At 66.7% G+C, this 19,078-nt stretch carries 16 protein-coding genes; 9 read left to right on the top strand and 7 right to left on the bottom strand.

What is annotated here, in order from left to right:
* Position 1: 1 nt before the first annotated feature.
* Both RT614_RS17775 and RT614_RS17770 read right to left on the bottom strand, forming a co-directional pair.
* A complete protein-coding gene (locus RT614_RS17775; RefSeq protein ID WP_313623451.1) occupies positions 2-2,134 on the bottom strand; it encodes an acetate--CoA ligase family protein in 2,133 nt (710 codons plus the stop codon).
* Between the two features lie 2 nt (positions 2,135-2,136).
* A complete protein-coding gene (locus RT614_RS17770) occupies positions 2,137-2,907 on the bottom strand; it encodes an enoyl-CoA hydratase/isomerase family protein (protein ID WP_313623450.1) in 771 nt (256 codons plus the stop codon).
* Positions 2,908-3,183: 276 nt separating this feature from the next.
* Between RT614_RS17770 and RT614_RS17765 the strand changes: the two genes are divergently transcribed.
* Positions 3,184-4,062 (top strand): SMP-30/gluconolactonase/LRE family protein, encoded by an 879-nt coding sequence (locus RT614_RS17765; RefSeq protein WP_313623449.1) that lies wholly within the window; start codon positions 3,184-3,186, stop codon positions 4,060-4,062.
* A 1-nt stretch (position 4,063) separates the two neighbouring features.
* Here RT614_RS17765 and RT614_RS17760 read toward each other — a convergent pair whose 3' ends face one another.
* Positions 4,064-5,011, bottom strand: a complete 948-nt coding sequence (locus RT614_RS17760; RefSeq protein ID WP_313623522.1) for a LysR substrate-binding domain-containing protein — start codon at positions 5,009-5,011, stop codon at positions 4,064-4,066.
* Positions 5,012-5,121: 110 nt separating this feature from the next.
* Between RT614_RS17760 and RT614_RS17755 the strand changes: the two genes are divergently transcribed.
* Both RT614_RS17755 and RT614_RS17750 read left to right on the top strand, forming a co-directional pair.
* The gene (locus RT614_RS17755) at positions 5,122-6,186 is read left to right on the top strand and encodes an LLM class flavin-dependent oxidoreductase (protein ID WP_313623448.1); all 1,065 of its coding nucleotides are present in this window, start codon (positions 5,122-5,124) and stop codon (positions 6,184-6,186) included.
* 11 nt (positions 6,187-6,197) lie between these two features.
* Positions 6,198-6,995, top strand: coding sequence for a flavin reductase family protein (locus tag RT614_RS17750; RefSeq protein ID WP_313623447.1), 798 nt, complete (start codon positions 6,198-6,200; stop codon positions 6,993-6,995).
* A 171-nt stretch (positions 6,996-7,166) separates the two neighbouring features.
* On the opposite strand, the gene RT614_RS17745 is transcribed toward RT614_RS17750, so the two are convergent.
* Complete coding sequence (locus RT614_RS17745; protein WP_313623446.1) at positions 7,167-8,129, bottom strand: tripartite tricarboxylate transporter substrate binding protein; 963 nt, start codon at positions 8,127-8,129, stop codon at positions 7,167-7,169.
* A 291-nt stretch (positions 8,130-8,420) separates the two neighbouring features.
* The gene (locus RT614_RS17740) at positions 8,421-9,194 is read right to left on the bottom strand and encodes a Crp/Fnr family transcriptional regulator (protein WP_313623444.1); all 774 of its coding nucleotides are present in this window, start codon (positions 9,192-9,194) and stop codon (positions 8,421-8,423) included.
* A gap of 146 nt (positions 9,195-9,340) precedes the next feature.
* Between RT614_RS17740 and RT614_RS17735 the strand changes: the two genes are divergently transcribed.
* The 3 genes from RT614_RS17735 (at position 9,341) to RT614_RS17725 (ending at position 12,321) form a co-directional block, all read left to right on the top strand.
* Complete coding sequence (locus RT614_RS17735; RefSeq protein ID WP_313623521.1) at positions 9,341-10,555, top strand: ABC transporter substrate-binding protein; 1,215 nt, start codon at positions 9,341-9,343, stop codon at positions 10,553-10,555.
* 10 nt (positions 10,556-10,565) lie between these two features.
* Positions 10,566-11,480 carry a 3-keto-5-aminohexanoate cleavage protein gene (locus RT614_RS17730; RefSeq protein WP_313623443.1) on the top strand — a complete coding sequence of 305 codons (915 nt, stop codon included), beginning with the start codon at positions 10,566-10,568 and terminating at the stop codon, positions 11,478-11,480.
* Positions 11,481-11,544: 64 nt separating this feature from the next.
* Positions 11,545-12,321, top strand: a complete 777-nt coding sequence (locus RT614_RS17725) for an SDR family oxidoreductase (RefSeq protein WP_313623442.1) — start codon at positions 11,545-11,547, stop codon at positions 12,319-12,321.
* A gap of 35 nt (positions 12,322-12,356) precedes the next feature.
* Here RT614_RS17725 and RT614_RS17720 read toward each other — a convergent pair whose 3' ends face one another.
* A complete protein-coding gene (locus tag RT614_RS17720) occupies positions 12,357-13,667 on the bottom strand; it encodes a YbfB/YjiJ family MFS transporter (RefSeq protein WP_313623441.1) in 1,311 nt (436 codons plus the stop codon).
* Between the two features lie 125 nt (positions 13,668-13,792).
* Positions 13,793-14,668 carry a LysR family transcriptional regulator gene (locus RT614_RS17715; RefSeq protein WP_313623440.1) on the bottom strand — a complete coding sequence of 292 codons (876 nt, stop codon included), beginning with the start codon at positions 14,666-14,668 and terminating at the stop codon, positions 13,793-13,795.
* Between the two features lie 137 nt (positions 14,669-14,805).
* Here RT614_RS17715 and RT614_RS17710 point away from each other — a divergent pair, with 137 nt between their 5' ends.
* The 3 genes from RT614_RS17710 (at position 14,806) to RT614_RS17700 (ending at position 18,984) form a co-directional block, all read left to right on the top strand.
* Positions 14,806-15,387 (top strand): sigma-70 family RNA polymerase sigma factor, encoded by a 582-nt coding sequence (locus RT614_RS17710; protein WP_313623439.1) that lies wholly within the window; start codon positions 14,806-14,808, stop codon positions 15,385-15,387.
* Positions 15,384-16,376, top strand: a complete 993-nt coding sequence (locus RT614_RS17705; protein WP_313623438.1) for a FecR family protein — start codon at positions 15,384-15,386, stop codon at positions 16,374-16,376. Before RT614_RS17710 ends, RT614_RS17705 begins: the two co-directional genes overlap by 4 nt.
* A gap of 178 nt (positions 16,377-16,554) precedes the next feature.
* Positions 16,555-18,984: a TonB-dependent receptor gene (locus tag RT614_RS17700; RefSeq protein WP_313623437.1), complete on the top strand. Its 2,430-nt coding sequence runs from the start codon at positions 16,555-16,557 to the stop codon at positions 18,982-18,984.
* Positions 18,985-19,078 lie beyond the last annotated feature (94 nt).

Raw genomic sequence — 19,078 nt, 5'->3', positions numbered from 1 at the left:
CTTAATGGGCGGGCGTTGCGCGCGGGATCATCAGCGCATCCAGCACGACGACGCCTTGGCCCTGCGGCCGCACCAGGATGGGGTTCATGTCGATTTCGGCAACGTCGTTGCGATGCCGGAACGCGAATTCCGACAGGCGCGCCACGCTGCGCGCGGCGGCGGCGATGTCGGCCTTGGCCTGGCCGCGCGCGCCATCCAGGATCGGGAACATCTTCAACGAGCGGATCATCGCGGCGGCTTCGTCTTCAGTGACGGGCGCGGCCTGGACGGCCACGTCTTTCAGCACTTCGGCATAGATACCGCCCATGCCGACCATGACGATCGGACCGAAAACCGGATCCTGCGAGATCCCGGCGATCATCTCCGTGCCGCCGCGCACCATCGGCGCCACCAGCACGCCATCGATCCGCGCGCCGGGCGCATGCCGCGCCACGTTGCCCAGGATCGTGTCGTGCGCCTGGCGCACCGAGTCGGCATCGGCCAGGTTGAGCATCACCCCGCCGGCTTCCGTCTTGTGCGCGACGTCTTCCGACGCAATCTTCAGCACCACTGGATAGCCGATGGCGTCGGCCGCACGGATGGCGTCGTCGGCGTTGCGGGCGATGATCTCGCGAGGCACGTCGATGCCCGCCCTGCCCAGCGCCTGCTTGGCGTGGAACTCATTACGAAACACGGCCGGATCCACGGGCTCGGAGGCGGGCAGGCAGGCGGCGGCAACCGACGCGGACCGCAAGCGGCCCAACCTGACCAGGCCCGCCAGGCCCGTGGCGGCCGCGTCGATGCTGGAAAACACCGGAATGCCCAGCGCGTTGATTTGCTCCACCGCGTCGGCGGGACCCTGGCTGATCACCATCAGCAAGCGGTCGGGATGACTGGCGCGCACCTGGGCCAGGGCTTCCAGGTAGATGCCGCGCAGCCGCGTGTTGTAGAGCGACAGCGACATGAAGAGCGCCAGCGAACCGCCCGACGGATCGTCGAGCAGGGCGCTGAGCATCTTGAGCAAAATGTCGGGACGGCTGGACATCTGCGCCGACGCGTCGACAGGATTGCCGGTGCTGGCCGTGGGAACGGCTTCGCGAATGCGCCGCTGCGTGTCAGGCGCCAGCGCGGGCAGGGCGAGTCCGGCCTCGCTCATGGCGTCGGCCATCATGATGCCGAAGCCGCCGGACGCCGCCACCAGGGTCACCGCGTCGTTGGCGGGCAGCCGGTCGGGCATCAACAGCGAAGCCGCGTGGCCGATGTCGATGAGCGCTTCGACCGAGCGCACGCGCAGCACGCCGTGGCGGCGGAAGACGGCGTCGATCACCGCATCCGAGCCCGTCAGGGCGCCGGTGTGCGAAGCCGCCGCCGCCTGGCCTTTCTCGGTGGAACCGATCTTGAGGATGATGACGGGCTTGCCCTGTTCGCGCGCCATGCGCAGGGCTTCAATGAGCTTGCCCGCGTCGCGGCAGGTTTCCATGCAGCACAGGATGATGCGCGTGTCCGGATCCTGCGCCAGGGCGGCGATGCCGTCGGCGGCATCCACGTCCGCCTCGTTGCCGGTGGCGATGAAGCGGCTGACGCCCATGCCGCGCCGGGCGACGCTCTGCATGGTGTGGCTGCCCACGTTGCCCGACTGGGACACGATGCCCACCTGGCCGGCTGGCGGCATGTGTTCTTCAAGCGCGATGGAGAACGATCCGATCAGGCGTTCGGCCACGTTGACCGTGCCCAGGCAGTTGGGCCCCAGGATGCGCATGCCGTGGGCGCGGGCGATGTCCAGCAGTTCGGCCTGCAGCGCGGCGCCTTCCGCGCCTGCCTCGGCAAAGCCGGCTGACAGCACGATGGCCGCCTGCACGCCGCGTTCAGCGCAATCGCGCAGCGCGGCGGGCGTGGCCGCGGCCGGCACGGCCAGGATGGCCAGCTCGGGCGCGGTGGGCGTGTCCTTCACTGACACGTACGCAGGCAGCCCCTGGATGGTTCCGCCCTTCGGGTTGATGGGATAGACGGCGCCCCGATAGCCATGCTTGATCAGCATGTGCACGGGCCGTCCGCCGATCTTGGTGATTTCGTCAGAGGCGCCGACCACGGCGATGCCCCGGGCCTCGAAAAAGCCCGCCAGGCCCGCGCCGGGGCGTTGGTTTTGCTGCGCCATGCTCAGCGCCCCTTGAACTGCGGCTGGCGCTTTTCCAGGAAGGCCATGCGGGCTTCGCGCGCGTCTTCGGTCTTGGCCAGCGCCATGGTGAAGTCCTGCTCGAAGCGGTAGGCGTCGCGCTGGGGCATGAGGTCCACCATGTTGGCGGCGCGCTTGGCGTACAGCACGGCGAGCGGCGCCTTCGAGGCGATCTCGTGGGCCAGCGCCAGCGCGGTGGGCAGAAGCTGGTCGGGCGGCAACACGTCTTCCAGCACGTTGCGGCGAAGCAGGTCGTGCGCGCTGAGGCGCTGGCCGGTGTAGAACATGCGGCGCAGCGTCGACCGCCCGAACAGGGTGCGCAGCATCGACGCGCCGCCGGCCAGCCCCACGTTGATCTCGGGCATGCCGAAGGTGGCGTTGTCCGACGCGTACATGATGTCGCAGGCGGCCATCAGACCCAGCCCGGCGCCCAGCGCCGCGCCGTTGACGGCGGCGATGACGGGCTTGGCGCATTCCTTGATGGCGTTGCCGGTTTCGCGGGTGATGCGGTTGTGTTCCAGGAAGTCGCCGGCGACGTCGGCGTTGGGGCGGTCCTTGAGGTCTGCGCCCGCGCAGAAGACCTTGCCATTGCCGGTCAGCACGGCGCAGCGGATGTCCTCGCGCTCGGATATTTCGTCGAAGATCGCCACGATGCGGCGGCGCATATCGCGGTTCAGCGCGTTGACGGGTGCGTTGTTCAGCGTCACCAGGGCGACGCCCTCGCTGACTTCGAACTTGACGGGGGTATCGCTCATGCCCGCACCTCGTTCGACTGGAAATGGACAGAGAGGCGCCGGGCGCCGCGGGCATGCTGCATCGTAAGTCTCCTCGGGTCTGAATGACCGGTCGTATCCTGTTTCCGCGCCCTGGGCGTCGGACTTTTTTTTGATTTTATGGATGCGGTATAGGGGCGATCTACGCCAAAAACGGTGGTTGTGTTCTGCAGGAATGCGGCATATTCCCCACCGGCGTCGCCCGCTACCATCATGGGCAGAATGGTCTGAAAAACATGATCCGGAGACAGGCGGCAGATGCAGATCGAGCGTATCGGTACCGTCCGCGCGGCCCTGGGCGAATGCCCGGCATGGGACGCCAGGCGCGGGCTTTTATGGATGGCTGACTGCCGCAAGGGGCTGATCCTGGCCGTGGAGCCGGCGTCGGGCAGCACGCAAAGCTGGCAGTTGCCCGCGCCGCTGGGGTCCTTCGCCTTCAACGGCGACGACGAGCTGGTGGTGGCCTTGAAGGAATCGTTCGCCCTATATCGCTTGTCCGACGGCAGCCTGCGCACGCTGGCGGGCATCGGCGACAGCCATCCCAATCTGCGGCTCAACGACGGCGCGCCGCTGCCCGACGGCAGCTTCGTGGCCGGGACCATGCACATCTTCCGCGAAGCCGGAGAGCCGCCGCTGGGCGGCCTGTACCGGCTGGACACCGCCGGCCGCCTGACCCGTATTGCCCAAGGCCTGGGCGTGGTCAACGGGCCGGGCCTGCATCCCGACGGGACGGGCTTCTACGTATGCGACAGCTCGCAACGGAAAATCTACCGCTATCGCATGGACGCGGACGGCCTTCTGTCAGACCGCGAAGTCTTTGTCGACACCGATACGCTGGGGTCCGCGCCGGACGGCTGCTGCTTTGACGAGGAAGGCGGCTTGTGGACGGCGCTGGTGCATGCCGGCGCGGTGGCCAGGTTCGATGCGGACGGCAGGCTGGACTTGCGTATCGACCTGCCGGTGGCGCATCCCGCATCGCTGTGCTTTGGGGGAGACGGTCTGACAGACCTGTACGTGACGTCGATCAGGGACAGCGGTCGCCTGTCGGCGGATGGCCCCCTGGACGGCGCGCTGCTGCGAGTGCGCGGCGCGGGTTACACCGCCGCGCCAAGAGCTCGCTGCGCGATCCGGCCTTGAGTCAGTCCGCGCCGGCGGCCGCGGGCTTGCCGTAGGCCGCAAAGCGCAGTTCGGCGCCCGACACGTGCGACGCCACGAAATCCAGGAACAGGCGGATCTTCACGGGGATCATGGCCGTATCCAGGATGGTGGCGTACATGCCTTCCTCGAACGTCGTGTTGGTGACGCGATATTCCGGACACAGCCGAACCAGCGTGCCCCGTTCGATGTCGTGGTGGACGGTGTAGTCGTCCAGCAGTGCGATGCCTTCGCCCAGACGCGCCAGTTCCAGCAACGCCACGCCGTTGTTCGTGACATGCCGCGGCTTGATCAGCACTTCATCGATGGTGTCTTCGCGTTTGAACCGCCAGCAATACTGGTCGCCGGGCAGCAGGTACGCCAGGCAGTCATGCTGCGCGACGTCCGCGGGTAGCGCGGGCAGGTCGCGCCTGGCCAGATAGGCGGGCGACGCCACCAGGTAGCGTTCGCTCTTGAACAGGATGCGGCGCTTCAGGCCCGCCTCGACAGGCGGCGAGATGCGGAAATCGATGTCGAAGTTGTTGCGACGCAGGTCGGTCTTGGCTTCGGACAACACCAATTCAATGTGAATTTCTGGATAGGCCTCGCGGAAGGCGGCGACCAGTTGCGGCAGCACGCCCAGGCCGAACATCATGCGCGAGTGCACGCGCAGGATGCCCTTTGGCGCGGCGCGGATCTCGGTGATGTTGCGATGCGCCTCGTTGATGTTCCAGAGGATGGTCTCGAGCTGCCGGGCGTATTCCTGGCCGGCTTCGGTCAGCACGACCTGCCGCGTCGAACGCAGCAGTAGCTTGACGTTGAGCTCGGTTTCGAAGTCGGTGATCATGCGCGACACCGAGGTGGCCGATATGCCGAACTGGCGGGCGGTTTCCGAGAAGCTCTCGGTTTTCGAGATCGACAGAAAGAGCTCCATCGCGCGCAGTCTGTCCATCATTCCTCCACTTTATGCAGCACAGAACGCCGCTTTTCCCGTATTCCAGCGCATGACTGCCGGACTCTAGAATTTCCTCAAGGATTCATGCAGATAACCGAGGAGACAATATGGAATTCGGCGTATTCATTCTGGCGCAGCAGCGAGGTTACCACCAGTCCTCGACGCAAGTCATCAACAACTCCATCGAGCAGACAGTGGTGGCGGAGCAGGCCGGATTCGACACTGCCTGGTACGCCGAGCATCACTTCAACAACTATTCGTTGTCGCCATCGCCGCTGATGACGGTGGCCCATGCCGCCGCCAAGACGAAGCGCATCCGGCTGGGCACGGCGGTGTGCATCCTGCCGCTGTACCATCCGGCGCGCTTCCTGGCCGAAGTCGGTTTCGTGGATACCGTGTCGAACGGTCGCCTGGAACTGGGCGTGGGATCGGGATACCAGCAGTTCGAGTTCGAGCGCTTCGGCGTGCAGATCGAGGATTCCGGCGCGATCTTCAACGAGTTCCTCGATGTCATTCCCAAGGGCCTGACGCAGAAGATCTTCGAGCACGACGGCAAGTTCCTGAAGATTCCGCCCAGCTCGATCGCGGTGCGCTGCGTGCAGGACCCGATGCCGCCCCTGTGGATCACGTCGGGCAATCCGGTGACGCTGAGCCGCGGCGTGCGCGAGAACCACAACCTGTTCGTGACGGCGCTGCTCAAGGGCAACGACGCCATCGCCGAACTGCGCGGCCGGCTGGAAAAGGTGGCCGACGACAACGGCAAGGATCTGGACCGCGATGTGAAGTTCGGTTTCCTGCGCTGCGGCTACGCGTCGGACAACAACGCGGAGATCGACGCGTATCTGGATTGCGCGCGCTTCCAGCGCCGCATTTCCGAAAGCCTGAAGTTCCGCCGCGCGCAGAGCGATGACGGCTACATGGTCAAGGAAGTTCCGTCGGAAACCGACCCCACCTTCGAGCAGCTGCGCAAGAACCTGCCCGTGGGCTCCGTCAATGAAGTCATCGACAAGATGCTCGAGGAAATCAGCATTCTGCGTCCCAAGCACATTGCCCTGCAGACCCAGCTGGGCGACTTCGACCAGAAGACGATGCTCAAGCAGATCGAGCTTTGGGGCGACAAGATCATTCCCGCGATCCGCAAGGAAGTCGGCAGCACGGCAGTGCTTGCCTGAAGGAGGGCGACATGCGCATCTACCTGAGCAATGCCGGCGCGATTGCGCTGCGCGACCCGGCGGACTTCCGCCGCCTGGACGTGATGGCCGACCCCCAGCCGCAGGCTCGCCTGGAACGGGCCATCGCGCGGATCGGCCGACGCGAGGACGAGCGGCATGTGCGCCTGTCTCCTTCCGTGCTGCGCTTTCTGTCGCAGCATGCCGGCGAGCCGGAGTGGGAAGCGGGCTTTACGGCGATGGTGGATTACGCGGCGCGCCACGGCTGGGTCGACGACCGCGGCGACATTCGCGCCCACATGGTCGTCAATGAGCGCGACGAAGTGGTGTCTGTGGATGACTTCAAGGCGGCGATGCGCTCGCTGCCGGCCGGCATCAGCGCGGTCAGCACCGGCGATGGCGAGCAGATGGCCGGCATGATCGTCTCCAGCCTGACGTCGATTTCGGCGGATCCGCCGATGGTGGGGTTCTTCGTGCAGCAGACGTCGTCCGCGCGGGAACCGCTGCTGCGAAACGGCCGCTTCGTCGCCAACATCCTGGGCGAAGGCCATGGCGACGTGATCCAGGCGTTCCTGAACAAGCCGCAGGGCGAGGCGCGCTTCGCGCAGGGGGGATGGATCATGAACGAGCATGGATCGCCCGTGCTGCCCGACGCGCTGGCCAGCATCGAATGCGACATCGTCTGCACCGAGATGCTGGGCACGCACGACCTAATCGTTGGCAAGATCCGCAAGACGGCCTGCCGCGAGGCGCCGCCGGTGATCAACTTCAAGGCGGCCACGCATCGCATTGCGCCTGCGCTGATGCAGTAGCCGTCGACGGAGACTGCCTCGCCCAAACAGCAAAGCCCGCCGGTCGGCGGGCTTTGCTTTTCTGCGCAAGGGCGGGGCGCTTGAGGTGCGGCGAAAAATTCGTCTCGGCATGAATGCGCGAAAACCAGAGGCCAGGAAAAGGCGCCGCCATCCGGACGGCGCCTGGCCCAATCAATCCAGGACGATCTGGTTTTCCTTGATGACCTTGCCCCAGTACTGGCGGTCGGATTCCAGCTGCGCCTCCAACGCCTGCGGGCCGCCGGCCTTTTCGGTCTGGCCATTGGTGACGAGCAGTTGGCGGAAGGCGTCCGACTGGACCGTCTTGATCGCGGCGGCGGCATAGGCCTGCACCAGGTCGTCCGGCGTGCCCTTGGGCGCATGCAACCCGGTCCAGTAACTGGCCTTCAGTTGCGGATAGCCAAGCTCCGTGACGCTGGGCACTTCGGGCAGCGCCGGATCGCGCTGGTCGGTCGTCAGCGCCAGGATCTTCACTGCGCCCGCCTTCTGGTGATCGGCCAAAGCGATGGGCGTCATGTAGGACAGGTCGTTGCGTCCGGTGATGAGGTCGATCAGGCTGGTCGGCGTGCTCTTGTAGGGCACGGCGGTCAGCGGGATGTCCAGCGCCTTCGCCATGATCAGGCCGTATAAGTCAGTGACGCTGCCCGGGCCCAGCGAACCATAGGTCAGGGCCCGCTTTTCGGTCTTGGCGTACGCAACCAGGTCCGCGACCGTGTTCACGCCCATCTTCGACGGCACGGTGATCGTCAGCGGGCCGTCGAACATCATGGCCACGGATCGGAAACTGTCGAATCCGTATCTCAGGCTGGGACGCAGCAGGATGTTCAGCGAAACAGGGCCGGACCCACCCATGAGCAGCGTGCCGCCGTCGGCGGCTGCACGGGCCACGTGCGTGGCGCCGATGATGCCGTTGGCGCCCGGCTTGTTTTCCACGATGAAATTCATGCCCAGCTCTGCGCCCATGCCTTCGGCCAGCAGGCGCGCGAAGTTGTCATTCGGCCCGCCGGCCGCGTAGGGAACGATCAGGGTGACGGGCTTGGGTGCGGCGCGCAGCGGCCGGGCAAGCATCATGAGTGTTCCGGCCGCGATGAACCCGCGGCGCGTGAGCTTGGTCATTGTCTCTCTCCTGTTCCCGCCGCCGTGCACGCCGTGCTTCGCGTGGGCCGGCTTTTATGTTTTCATGCCGGCGGTCGGGTCGGCCGGCGCTTGTCGGCCGGCCTTGGGTTATCTCAGCATCCGATGATAATTTTTATCGGTGCTGCCGATTACCCCATTGATATGCAGAACAGTTCTGCGAAGGACGCCGTATTCGCTGGCGCGGCGGGATCACTGTCCCTTCATGCCGTGTCGTTCGTGTACGGCGACGTGGCAGCGATTATGCCGGATTGCCGCGGCGCCATGCCGACCCTAGTTTTCACGTCGAGGCGGCGCGCCCGACTCCCGGCTGATCTTGGCAAACCGGTACAGCGCGTCCGGGTCCAGCACCGTCAGTCCGCCGTAGTGCGTTTGGAGTACTCCCTCGCGCGCCAGGCGGGTAAGGGCGGTGTTGCACCGCTGGCGCGATACGCCGCACAGGCCGGCGATCTCTTCCTGCGAGATCTTCAGGCGTCCCCGTGTGCCGGAATGGACCTCGGCGTCCAGTTGCGCGGCGACGGCGCGCGCCACGGTGGTGTCCACGTCCAGCAGCACGTTGCCGGTGTAGGAAGCCATCAGCCAGTTCACCCGCTGCGCCAGATGCGTCATCAGCGCCTTGGTGAATTCGATGTTGTTGTTCCAGAGGCGTTCACAGGTGTCGCGCGGCAGGATGACGATACGGCTGGGGCGCAGCGCGACGACTTCGTATTCGAAGCGCTCGCGGCGGATCATGGTGGCTTCGCCGAACCAGCTTCCTGTACTGAATCCCGCCAGGGACAGGGTCCGGCCGTCGGTGCCGGGGGACGACCACTTCACCAGGCCTTCCACCACGCCGTACCAGCCGGGCGAACGCGAGCCCGCGCGAAAAAGGTATTCGCCGGCGGCCAGCGACACCGTGCGCAGTTCCGAGCGGACCACGTCGCGCTCCAGTTCCGGCAGGCCCTTGTACCAGGGCACGACGTCCAGCATTTTGTCCACGGGGCATCGCGCGAGCCGCCGGTTCGCGTTTGGCGTGTCGTTGCCCGCCAGGGCAGGCGGTCCGCGCATGGTCGCTCCGTGTGGTTGGTGGATGGCCGCCCAGGTAAACCCTAGGGGCCTTTGTCAACATGATGACTGTCCGAGGGGCGGGCCGGACGCAGAATATTTGACGCCCTTCGGGCCAAAAACCATAAGAGGAGACCGGTATGTTGTCAATGCCACGCATGTCCGCCACCGCCATCGCCTGCGGAATGGCTTTCACGCTGATGCACGCTGCGCCTGCCCAGGCGCAGGTGTCGGACGATGTCATCCGCATCGGCTTCATTACCGATATGTCCGGCGTGTACTCGGGGCCCGACGGCCCCGGCGGCGCCGAAGCCATCAAGATGGCCATCGAGGAAATGGGCGGCCAGATCAATGGCAAGAAGATCGAGCTGCTGACGGCGGACCACCAGAACAAGGCGGACGTCGCGTCGGCCAAGGCCCGTGAATGGTTTGACCAGCGCGGCCTGGACATGCTGATCGGCGGCACCAATTCCAGCACGGCGCTGGCGATGTCCAAGGTGGCCGCGGACAAAAAGAAGCCGATCATCGTGGTGGGCGCGGGCGCTCCGGCGCTGACCAACGAGCAATGCACGCCCTATACGCTGAACTACGCCTACGACACCGTCGCGCAGGCGCGCGGCACGGGCGCCGCGGTGGTGAAGGCGGGCGGCAAGAGCTGGTACTTCCTGACGGCCGACTACGCCTTCGGGCACGCGCTGCAGGCCGACACGACCACCGTGGTCAAGGCGGGCGGCGGGTCGGTCGTGGGCAGCGTGAAGCACCCGCTGGCCGCCAGCGATTTCTCGTCTTTCCTGTTGCAGGCGCAAAGCAGCAAGGCGGAAATCCTGGCCTTGGCGAATGCCGGCGCCGACGCGACCAATTCGATCAAGGCCGCCAACGAGTTCGGCATCACCAAGACGATGAAGCTGGCCGGCATGATCATGTTCATCAACGACATCCATGCCATGGGGCTGCCGGCCGCGCAGGGCATGTACCTGACCGACAGCTGGTACTGGAACGCATCGGACGAGACCCGCGCATGGGCGCGCAAGTTCTTTGACCGGCGCCAGGCCATGCCGTCGTCGCTGCAGGCCGCGGACTATTCGGCGGCGCTGCAATACCTGCGCGCGGTCAAGGCCACGGGCACCGACGACGCCGACAAGGTGCTGGCCCATATGCGCGAGAACAAGCTGAACGACATGTACATCAAGGACGGCGTCGTGCGGCCCGACGGCCGTGTCGTCCACGATATGTACCTGCTGCAGGTGAAGTCGCCGGAGCAGTCCAAGGAGCCTTGGGACTATTTCACGGTGCTGCAGGCCATCGACGGCAACCAGGCTTTCACGACGCAGTCGGAAAGCCGCTGCGCGCTTTGGAAATCCTAGGAGAAACCTCATGGCCAAACGCAAAGTCATCGTGACCATCGCCCCGACCGGGGGCATGGCGCTGAAAAGCCAGAACCCGCACCTGCCGACGCAGCCGGCGGAGATCGCCGAGGACGTCTACCGCTGCTACAACGCCGGCGCCAGCGTGGTGGCGCTGCATGCCAGGCGTCCGGACGATCTGGCCACCTGCGATGCCGGGGTGTACCGGCAGATGAACCAGCTCATTCGCGAGCGCTGCGACATCGTCCTGAACAACTCCACGGGCGGCGGCGTGCACGGCGACATGGTCGGAGAAACGTCGCCCGGCACCTGGGAAATCCTGTGGGAAGAGCGGCTCAAGGGCATGGACGCCGGGGCCGAGATGTGCACGCTGGACGCCACCACCCTGAACCTGGCGTTCGGCGACCGCGAATATTTGATGAACACGCCGCTCAGCAAGGGCCGCGAGCTGGCCGCCGGCATGAAGGCGCGCGGCATCAAGCCCGAGTGGGAGGTATTCAGCCCCACGCACATCCTGCAGGACGTGACGACGCTCATCAACGAGGACCTGGATGAAGGGCCGCATTTCATCAACCTGGTGATGAACGTGCATCGCAACTTCCAGAACGCGATGCCGTTTTCTCCACGGCACCTGCAGATGATGGTGGACCTGCTGCCGAAGAACAGCGTGTTCTGCGTCAGCGGGATCGGCCCGTCGCAGCTCGAGGCCAACATCAGCGCGCTGCTCTTGGGCGGGCACGCGCGGGTCGGGCTGGAAGACAACCTGTATTACCGGCATGGCGAGCTGGCCACCAACGTCCAGCTTACCGAGCGCATCGTGCGCATCATCCGCGAGCTGGGCATGGAACCCGCGACGCCCGCGGAGGCGCGCGAGATCATGGGGCTGCCGCTGCGCAGCGGCATCCGCCCGGAGTTCGCGCTCTGAACGGCGATCCCGCCGGCGCGGCAATCCGCCGCGCCGGCATCCCAACATTCTTCGGCGAGGCAACATGATCGAATCCTTGAAGGGCGCGCGCGTCCTGGTCACGGCGGGCGCGCAAGGCATTGGCCTGGCCATTGCGCGCAAGTTCCTCGCGTCGGGCGCCGACGTGCATGTGTGCGATGTCGACGAGCAGGCGCTCAAGGCCGCCCGGGAGCGCCATCCGACGCTAGGCGCCAGCCTGACGGACGTGTCCGACGAGGCCCAGGTGCTGGCGATGTTCCAGGAACTGGAGAACCGATGGGGAGCGCTCGATGCGCTCGTCAACAACGCGGGCGTGTCCGGCCCGACTAGCCGCCTGGAAGAAACGACGCTGGACGCCTGGAAAAACACGCTGGACGTCAACCTGACGGGAAACTTCCTGTGCGCGCGTAGCGCGGTTCCGCTGCTGCGGGCCGCTGGCGGCGGGTCCATCGTCAATATCTCGTCCGTCGCGGGACGCCTGGGCTTTTCGCTGCGCACGCCTTACAGCGCCAGCAAATTCGGGCTGGCCGGGCTGACGCAGACCTGGGCGATGGAGCTGGGGCCGTCCGGCATCCGCGTCAATTCCGTGCTGCCGGGCGTGGTGTCGGGCGACAGGGTGGAGCGCATCATCGCGGCCCGCGCGGCGGCGGGCGGAGTAAGCACCGATGCGATGCGCGACCAGCTTGTGGAAAAAGTGTCGTTGCGCCGCATGACCACCCCGGAGGACGTCGCCAACCAGGTGGCATTCCTGTGCTCGGCCGAAGGGGCAATGATCAGCGGCCAGAGCATTTCCGTGTGCGGCAACGTGGAACACCTGGGGTGATCCGACGCGCGCGCCCGGTCTTTGCCGGACGCGCGCTACCTGCAGTGCGCCGCGGGGCCGACGGCGCTGCCGCCCGATGTCGCCGCGACGCGACGCGGCGCGCGCAGCAGCCGGGCGATCTGCCTTTCCACAATGCCGGACTCGGCAAGCACTGCAACGATCAGCGCGGCCGTGCCGATTGCGAACATCGTCCGGTGCTGGCCGCCGCTTGCGCTGAAGACGGCTGAGTATCCGTATCCTGCCAGCGCCTGGAAAGTGGCGAAGCTGACCGTGGCGCGGCTCCAGGCCCGGTTCTGGGCGACGGCATCGTGGGGAATCAGGTCGTGGATGCGCGCCAGGGCAAGCGGCACGATGCCGGGCGGAAAGGTGCCCACCATCAGGGCGGCGACGCCGAGCCATGCGTGATCATGGCCGAGGGTCAGCACCGCCATTGCAAGCGCTTGCACGACCAGCACGACGCGCAGGGCCTTGCGCGCGCCCAGCCGGTCACCCAGCCAGCCGTACACCACGGGTCCCATCATGGCCCCGACGCCGTAGAGCACCCAGAAGCGCGCGCCGGCCGCGGCGCCCGCTCCAAGTCCCCGCTCGATGAAGTCCACGAGGAAAACCATCGCAGGGACCAGCGCAACGGCCATCAGGCCGTATTGGCCGAACAGCAGGACGACGCCAGCGCGATGATCGGGATGGTCGCTGCCATTACGGCTGGCGGTGGCGTGCGGCGTGGCGGCTGCGGGATGGGACGCCGGGCCATGGGCGGGCCATGCGAACCAGGTCAGCAGCGTGAGAATGGCGGAGATGGCGGCAAGGCCGGACCACGCGGCCTGCAAACCCATGCCCAACAACCATGGCACGACGGTGCCGGAACCGGCGATGCCCACGCCGATGCCCAGGAAAATGGCCCCGCCCGCCAGGCCGCGACGCTCGCGGGGCACGTGCGGCAGGATGGTCGCCGCAGCCAGCACCATGATGGCGCCGCCGGCGATGCCCGAGATCAGGCGCCAGCCGAAGAACCCGCCGATGGACAGCGGATAGCCGCAGGCCAGGAAGGCCAGGGTGACCAGGACCATCATGGCGCGCAGGACTTGCGTGCTGGATAATCGCCGCGCCAGGGGCTGGCCGATCAACGCGCCCACGAGGTAGCCGGTCAGGTTGGCGGCGCTAAGGAACACCACGCTGGATGACGAGAACCACTGCGCCTGGATCAGCGCGGGCACCAGGGGCGCGTAGGCGAATCGGGCCAGGCCGATGCTGGCGAGGCTGGCGGCGAACCCGGCGAACACGTATTGCCAGGCGGGGGTTGAGCGGGGTGCCGGCGCGGTTGGCGCATCGGCGGATTGGCGGGACATGGCGGACCTCTACCTTCGAAAGCCGATCGGAAACGATCGGCCTGCCGAAAAGTATAGGTAGCCAAAGTGCTGGAATCACGCAGCGATTTGCATGATGACCAATGCAAAAATGCAGCGGTTGCCGCTTAGCCGGCCGGCGGGTCGAACTGCGCCGCCACGGCGTCGATGAATGCCCGGACACGGGCGGTGTGCCGCAGGTCCTGATGTGTCACCAGCCACACGGGAAACCCGCCTGCGCGTTCTCGACCGGGCCACAGGCGGACCAGTCCGCCGCGCTCGGCCATGGGCACGGGAAGCTCTCCGATGCCTATTCCGTCGGCGATCATGGCGCGCAGCATCAGGCTGGAATTGGCGGTGGCCACGATACGGCCCGCCTGGACGGGTTCGCCCACGATGGTGGGCGGGCGGCCGCCTTCAAGGTAGGGCTGGTAATACACCAGGTCGTGCCCCGGGAAGCCCTGGCCCTCGGCGGGGGCTCCCCGTTGTTCCAGGTATGCCTCGGAGGCATACAGGCCGACGGTCCACAGGGAAAGTTGCCGGGCCACCAGGTCCGGGTTTTCCGGCTTGATGTTGCGGATGGCGATGTCCGCCTCGCGTCGTGCAAGATTGGCCATCTGCGTCGACACGCTCAACCTGACTCGCACCGCGGGGTGGCGCGCATGCAGCGACGCGATGGCGGGTATGACGAACTCCATCGCCAGCGAGTCGGTCGTGGCGACCTTGACCTCGCCTTCCAGCCGCCCGTCGGTGCCCTGCGCCTGGCGCACCAGGTCATTGGCGAACTGCTCCATGCGTTCCGCGGAGCGCAGCACGTTTTCGCCGGTTGGCGTCAGGGTGTAGCCCGTGGAACTGCGCAGAAACAGCGTGGCGCCCAGGGTGTGTTCCAGTGTGGCGATTCGCCGCCCGATGGTGGCCTGGTCCACGCCCGCGACGCGCGCGGCGCGGCGCAGGGTTCCCTCTCTTTGCAGGGCGAGGAAGATTCTTGCATCGTCCCAGTTCATCGCATCCTTCGGCGTCGGTAGGCGTCGCTAAGCCGCCAGGGCAGCAGGATTATCGCCGAATCCACCCGTTGCCAAATCCCGCAGCCCCGGGCCATAATCTGCCCTTTGTTAATTGATAACCGTTCGCATTACATATCATGCGGGGGTTATGGCGCGCGGGCGGGATCGTGAGCGGATCGGAAGGGGTTTCCCAGGATTTCGAGAGCCTATACGGCAATCACCATGGCTGGTTGCTGGCCTGGGTGAACTGGCGGCTGGGCAACGCGGCGGATGCCGCGGACCTGGCGCACGACGCCTTCGTGCGCCTGCTGACGCGTCCGTGCAAGTTCGACAACGCGCGTCATGCCAGGACTTATCTGCGCCGGATGGCCAACGGATTGTGCATCGACCTGTGGCGCCGCCGCGACCTGGAGCAGGCGTGGCTGGATGCCCTGGCGGCTCAGCCGGAACCCACGGTGTCGTCGGCCGAGGACCAGGCCATGGTGCTGCAGGCCCTGGGCGAGATCGACGCCATGCTGCGGGGACTGCCGCCCAAAGCCGCCCACGCCTTCGTCATGGCAGTGGCCTGTGAAATGACCGACCAGGAAGTGGCCGATGTGCTGGGCGTGTCGTCGCGCATGGTCCGCAAGTACGTCGCCCAGGCCATGCTTTGCTGCATGAAACTCGAGGCGCGCCTCGGTGGCGAGTCCGTGGTCACGCCGCAGGGGGCCGCGGCATGAGCGCCGCGCAGGCGCGCGAACCTTCGCACCGGGTGATGGAGCAGGCTGCCGAATGGTATGCGTTGCTGCGGTCAGGCGACGTTTCCAATGCCGAGCGCCTGCAATGGCAGCAATGGTTCGAATGCGCGGCGGAACATCGCCAGGCATGGAGCTACGTCGAGCGCATCGGCAGCCGGTTTTCGCCCCTGCAATCCAGTCCCGACAGGGCAGCCGCGGTCGCGGCGTTCGGCCAGGCGGCGTCCGCCCGGCCGCGTGGGCGTCGGCAAATGCTGCTGGGACTGGCGGGCGCGCTCGGCATCGCAGGCCTGGGGTGGACGGCATGGCGGCAGACGCCGCTGCCCATCATGGCCTCGACCTGGGGCGCCGACCATCGCGCGGGCATCGGCGAAACCCGACGTGTCTCGCTGGCGGATGGCACGCAGGTGTGGCTCAAGGCGTTGAGCGCGTTCGACGTCGACTATGGCGCCACGCTGCGCCGCTTGCAGCTCGTCACCGGCGAACTGCTCATCGATACTGCCAAAGACCCCATGCGGCCCTTCGTGGTCGACACCGACCAGGGCAGGCTCCAGGCCCTGGGCACGCGCTTCACGGTGCGCGGCGAGGCGGACGGCGTGGTGCTCGCCGTCCACGAGGGCGCCGTCCGTATCGACACGGCGGCGACCCACGCCACGGGCATCGTGCAAGCCGGGCGGCAGGCGCGCTTCACCGCAAACGCGCTGGACGCGCAATTGCCGGTGGATCCGGCACGCGAGGCCTGGACGCGCGGCGTGCTGGTGGCGGACGACACGCCGCTGGGGGAGGTCGTCGCGGAGCTGCGCCGCTATCACTTCGGCCATCTGGCCGTCGCCCCGGAAATTGCCGGGATGCACGTGTTCGGCAGCTATCCGATCCACGAGACTGACCGTGCGCTGGACATGCTGGCCTCGGTGCTGCCGGTCCGGGTGCGGCGCACGATGCCGTGGTGGATCAGCATCGAATCGCGCGCCTGAAAAAAATAAATGCGTCGGGCGGTTCCGGGTTTTGCCGCCTCGTTCGAATAAGGACAGTAAGAGTGATTCGCGCGCGGAAATGCCAAGCGCGTCGCTCTCCCTACCCCCGAACACTACGCACGAGAGCACAGGTCCCGTCATGTCCCACTGCCTTTCCCCTGCCGCCGCGGCTTTCTCCATGACCCGCGCGCGACCCTTGGCGCTTCGTCGCGGCCGTATGCCAACCTGGGGCCTGCCGCTGGCGCTGGCCCTGGCGCTTGGCGCGGCCTGGGGGCCGCCAGCCCATGCGCAGTCGACGCCGGCGGCAACGGGAGCGGCCGACCTGGTCACTTTCAACATACCGCCCGCGCCGCTGAACCAGGTGCTGACGCGCCTGGCGAACGAGTCAGGCATTCTGCTGGCCGCGCAGCCGGCGCTGGTGGCCGACCGCAACAGCAACGGCGTGCAGGGCCGCTATACCACCCACGATGCGTTGCAGCGAGCCTTGGCCGGGACCGGGCTGCGCGCCACGCGCGAGGCGCCGAACCAGTATCGCCTGAGCGTGCTGCCCGGGTCCGAGACCGCGACGCTGGAAACCGTGACGGTGACTGCGTCGGGCTTGTCCAGCGGACTGCCGCCCGTCTACCCCGGCGGCCAGGTGGCGCGGGGCGGGCGCCTGGGCCTCCTGGGCGACCGCGACGACATGAGCACGCCGTTCAGCGCCACGCAATACACCGCCAAGCTCATCGAAGACCAGCAGGCGCAGAACATCGGCGACGTCCTGGTCAACGACCCCACCGTGCGCAATACCTATTCGCGCGGGGCCGGCCGCGACGAGTTCAACATCCGCGGGTTCACGCTGTTCAACTACGACGTGTCCTTCAACGGCCTGTACGGCGTGTCTCCGCGCAATTCCAGTTCCCTGATCGGCGTCGAACGCGTGGAAGTGCTGCGCGGCCCCAATGCCCTCTTGAACGGCATGGCGCCCTATGGATCCGTGGGCGGCTCGATCAACCTGGTGCCCAAGCGCGCGGGAGCGGATCCGCTGAACCGCTTTACCGTGTCCTACATCGGCGACAGCCAGTTCGGCGCGCATGCCGACCTGTCGCGTCGCTATGGCGACAGCCAGGAGTGGGGCGTGCGCCTGAACGTGGCCGGCAGCGGCGGCGACCTGCCGATGGACGGGGCGCGGGAAGACCTGGGCGCCGTGGCCCTGGGCCTGGACTACCAGGGCGAGCGCCTGCGAGTGGAGGGCGACATCAACTACCAGAACCGGACTACCGACGCGCGCAGCGGCCTGCTGTTCCCGCCTCCGTCTGGCGTGGATATCCCCTCGGCGCCGGAAGCGCGGCGGAACTTCTTTCCGTCGTGGACCTACTGGAAGACCAAGGAATGGTCGGGTGCGCTGCGCGCCGAATACGACCTGACGCCCGACTGGACCGTCTACGGTGCGGTGGGCGCGCGCAAGCACGACTTCGAGAGCATGCAGACGAGCTGGCTGATGCTGAACGAGGCGGGCGATATCGGCGCGGTGCCGGCGCGATTGAACGAAGAACTGACCAGCAAGACGGGCGAGGTCGGCGTACGCGGCCGCTTCCAGACCGGCGCGCTCAAGCATGAACCCGCGCTCAGCGCCAGCGTGCTCGACATCGACTATTCGTCGGCGCGGATCCGTTCCAGCACGGTGTTCTCCAATATCTACGACCCCGCAAACCTGGCAAAGCCGAACATCGCGCGTCCGTCGGATCTGCCCAGGACCAGTGATTCGCGCCTATACAGCCTTGCCCTGGCCGACACGATCTCGATGGCGCAGGACCGCGTGCAGTTCATCGCGGGCGTGCGGCACCAGCGCGTGGAGTCCGCCAACTTCGATGCCGCGACCGGTCGCCAGACATCGGATTACGACAAGTCCGCCGTCACACCCGCGTTCGCGCTGACGGTCAAGCCGACCGAACGCCTGTCGCTGTACGGCAATTACATCGAAGGCCTGAGCCAGGGCGGCACGGCGCCGGAAGGGGCCGTCAACGCGGGCGAGGTGTTCGCTCCGGAAATCTCCAAGCAGTTCGAACTGGGCGCGAAGTATGACTTCGGCCAATTCGAAACCACCCTCAGCGCCTTCCAGATCGAGCGCCCCAGCAGCTACCTGGATCCCGCAACCTTGCGCTACGTGTCCAATGGCGAGCAGCGCAACCGGGGGCTGGAGTTCCTGGTGCAGGGCGAGCCGGCGCACGGGGTCCGCTTGCTGGGCGGGGTGGCCTACACCGATGCGCGGCTGACCCGCACCGAAGGCGGCGTCAACGACGGGAACCGGGCGCCTGCGGTGCCGCGCTTCCAGTTCAACGCCGCGGCCGAGTGGGACACGCCTTTCGTGCCCGGGCTGACGTTGACGGCGCGGATGCTGCGCACCAGTTCGCAGATCGTCGACGTGGCCAACACGCAGGAGATCCCGGGCTGGACGCGGTTCGACGTCGGCGCCCGCTATGCCTTCAATGCCAATGGGAAGCCCGTGGTCATCCGCGCGATGGTCGAGAACGTCCTGAACAAGAACTACTGGCAGTCCGCTGCGCGCGAGGGCCTGACGGTCGGCGCGCCGCTGACGGTGCTGCTGTCGGTGTCCACGGAGTTCTGATGCGGCAGGCGGGCGGGCGTCAGAACTTGTACGCCACCCCCGCGCTGAACGCCCGCCCGTTGCCCGGCAGGAAGATGGGCATGGCGGGCGTTGC

Origin of the sequence: Achromobacter sp., from assembly GCF_032102605.1 — a bacterium.
Lineage (GTDB): Bacteria > Pseudomonadota > Gammaproteobacteria > Burkholderiales > Burkholderiaceae_B > Achromobacter.
Note: the sequence above shows the minus strand (reverse complement) of the source record. Positions and strands in the feature narration are given on the sequence as shown.

Coding starts and splice junctions, on each gene's coding strand:
- RT614_RS17745 (WP_313623446.1), bottom strand. CDS start 8,129: ATGACCAAGCTCACGCGCCGCGGGTTCATCGCGGCCGGAACACTCATG.
- RT614_RS17755 (WP_313623448.1), top strand. CDS start 5,122: ATGGAATTCGGCGTATTCATTCTGGCGCAGCAGCGAGGTTACCACCAG.
- RT614_RS17730 (WP_313623443.1), top strand. CDS start 10,566: ATGGCCAAACGCAAAGTCATCGTGACCATCGCCCCGACCGGGGGCATG.
- RT614_RS17760 (WP_313623522.1), bottom strand. CDS start 5,011: ATGGACAGACTGCGCGCGATGGAGCTCTTTCTGTCGATCTCGAAAACC.
- RT614_RS17735 (WP_313623521.1), top strand. CDS start 9,341: ATGCCACGCATGTCCGCCACCGCCATCGCCTGCGGAATGGCTTTCACG.
- RT614_RS17710 (WP_313623439.1), top strand. CDS start 14,806: ATGCGGGGGTTATGGCGCGCGGGCGGGATCGTGAGCGGATCGGAAGGG.
- RT614_RS17770 (WP_313623450.1), bottom strand. CDS start 2,907: ATGAGCGATACCCCCGTCAAGTTCGAAGTCAGCGAGGGCGTCGCCCTG.
- RT614_RS17720 (WP_313623441.1), bottom strand. CDS start 13,667: ATGTCCCGCCAATCCGCCGATGCGCCAACCGCGCCGGCACCCCGCTCA.
- RT614_RS17705 (WP_313623438.1), top strand. CDS start 15,384: ATGAGCGCCGCGCAGGCGCGCGAACCTTCGCACCGGGTGATGGAGCAG.
- RT614_RS17725 (WP_313623442.1), top strand. CDS start 11,545: ATGATCGAATCCTTGAAGGGCGCGCGCGTCCTGGTCACGGCGGGCGCG.
- RT614_RS17715 (WP_313623440.1), bottom strand. CDS start 14,668: ATGAACTGGGACGATGCAAGAATCTTCCTCGCCCTGCAAAGAGAGGGA.
- RT614_RS17700 (WP_313623437.1), top strand. CDS start 16,555: ATGACCCGCGCGCGACCCTTGGCGCTTCGTCGCGGCCGTATGCCAACC.
- RT614_RS17775 (WP_313623451.1), bottom strand. CDS start 2,134: ATGGCGCAGCAAAACCAACGCCCCGGCGCGGGCCTGGCGGGCTTTTTC.
- RT614_RS17740 (WP_313623444.1), bottom strand. CDS start 9,194: ATGCGCGGACCGCCTGCCCTGGCGGGCAACGACACGCCAAACGCGAAC.
- RT614_RS17765 (WP_313623449.1), top strand. CDS start 3,184: ATGCAGATCGAGCGTATCGGTACCGTCCGCGCGGCCCTGGGCGAATGC.
- RT614_RS17750 (WP_313623447.1), top strand. CDS start 6,198: ATGCGCATCTACCTGAGCAATGCCGGCGCGATTGCGCTGCGCGACCCG.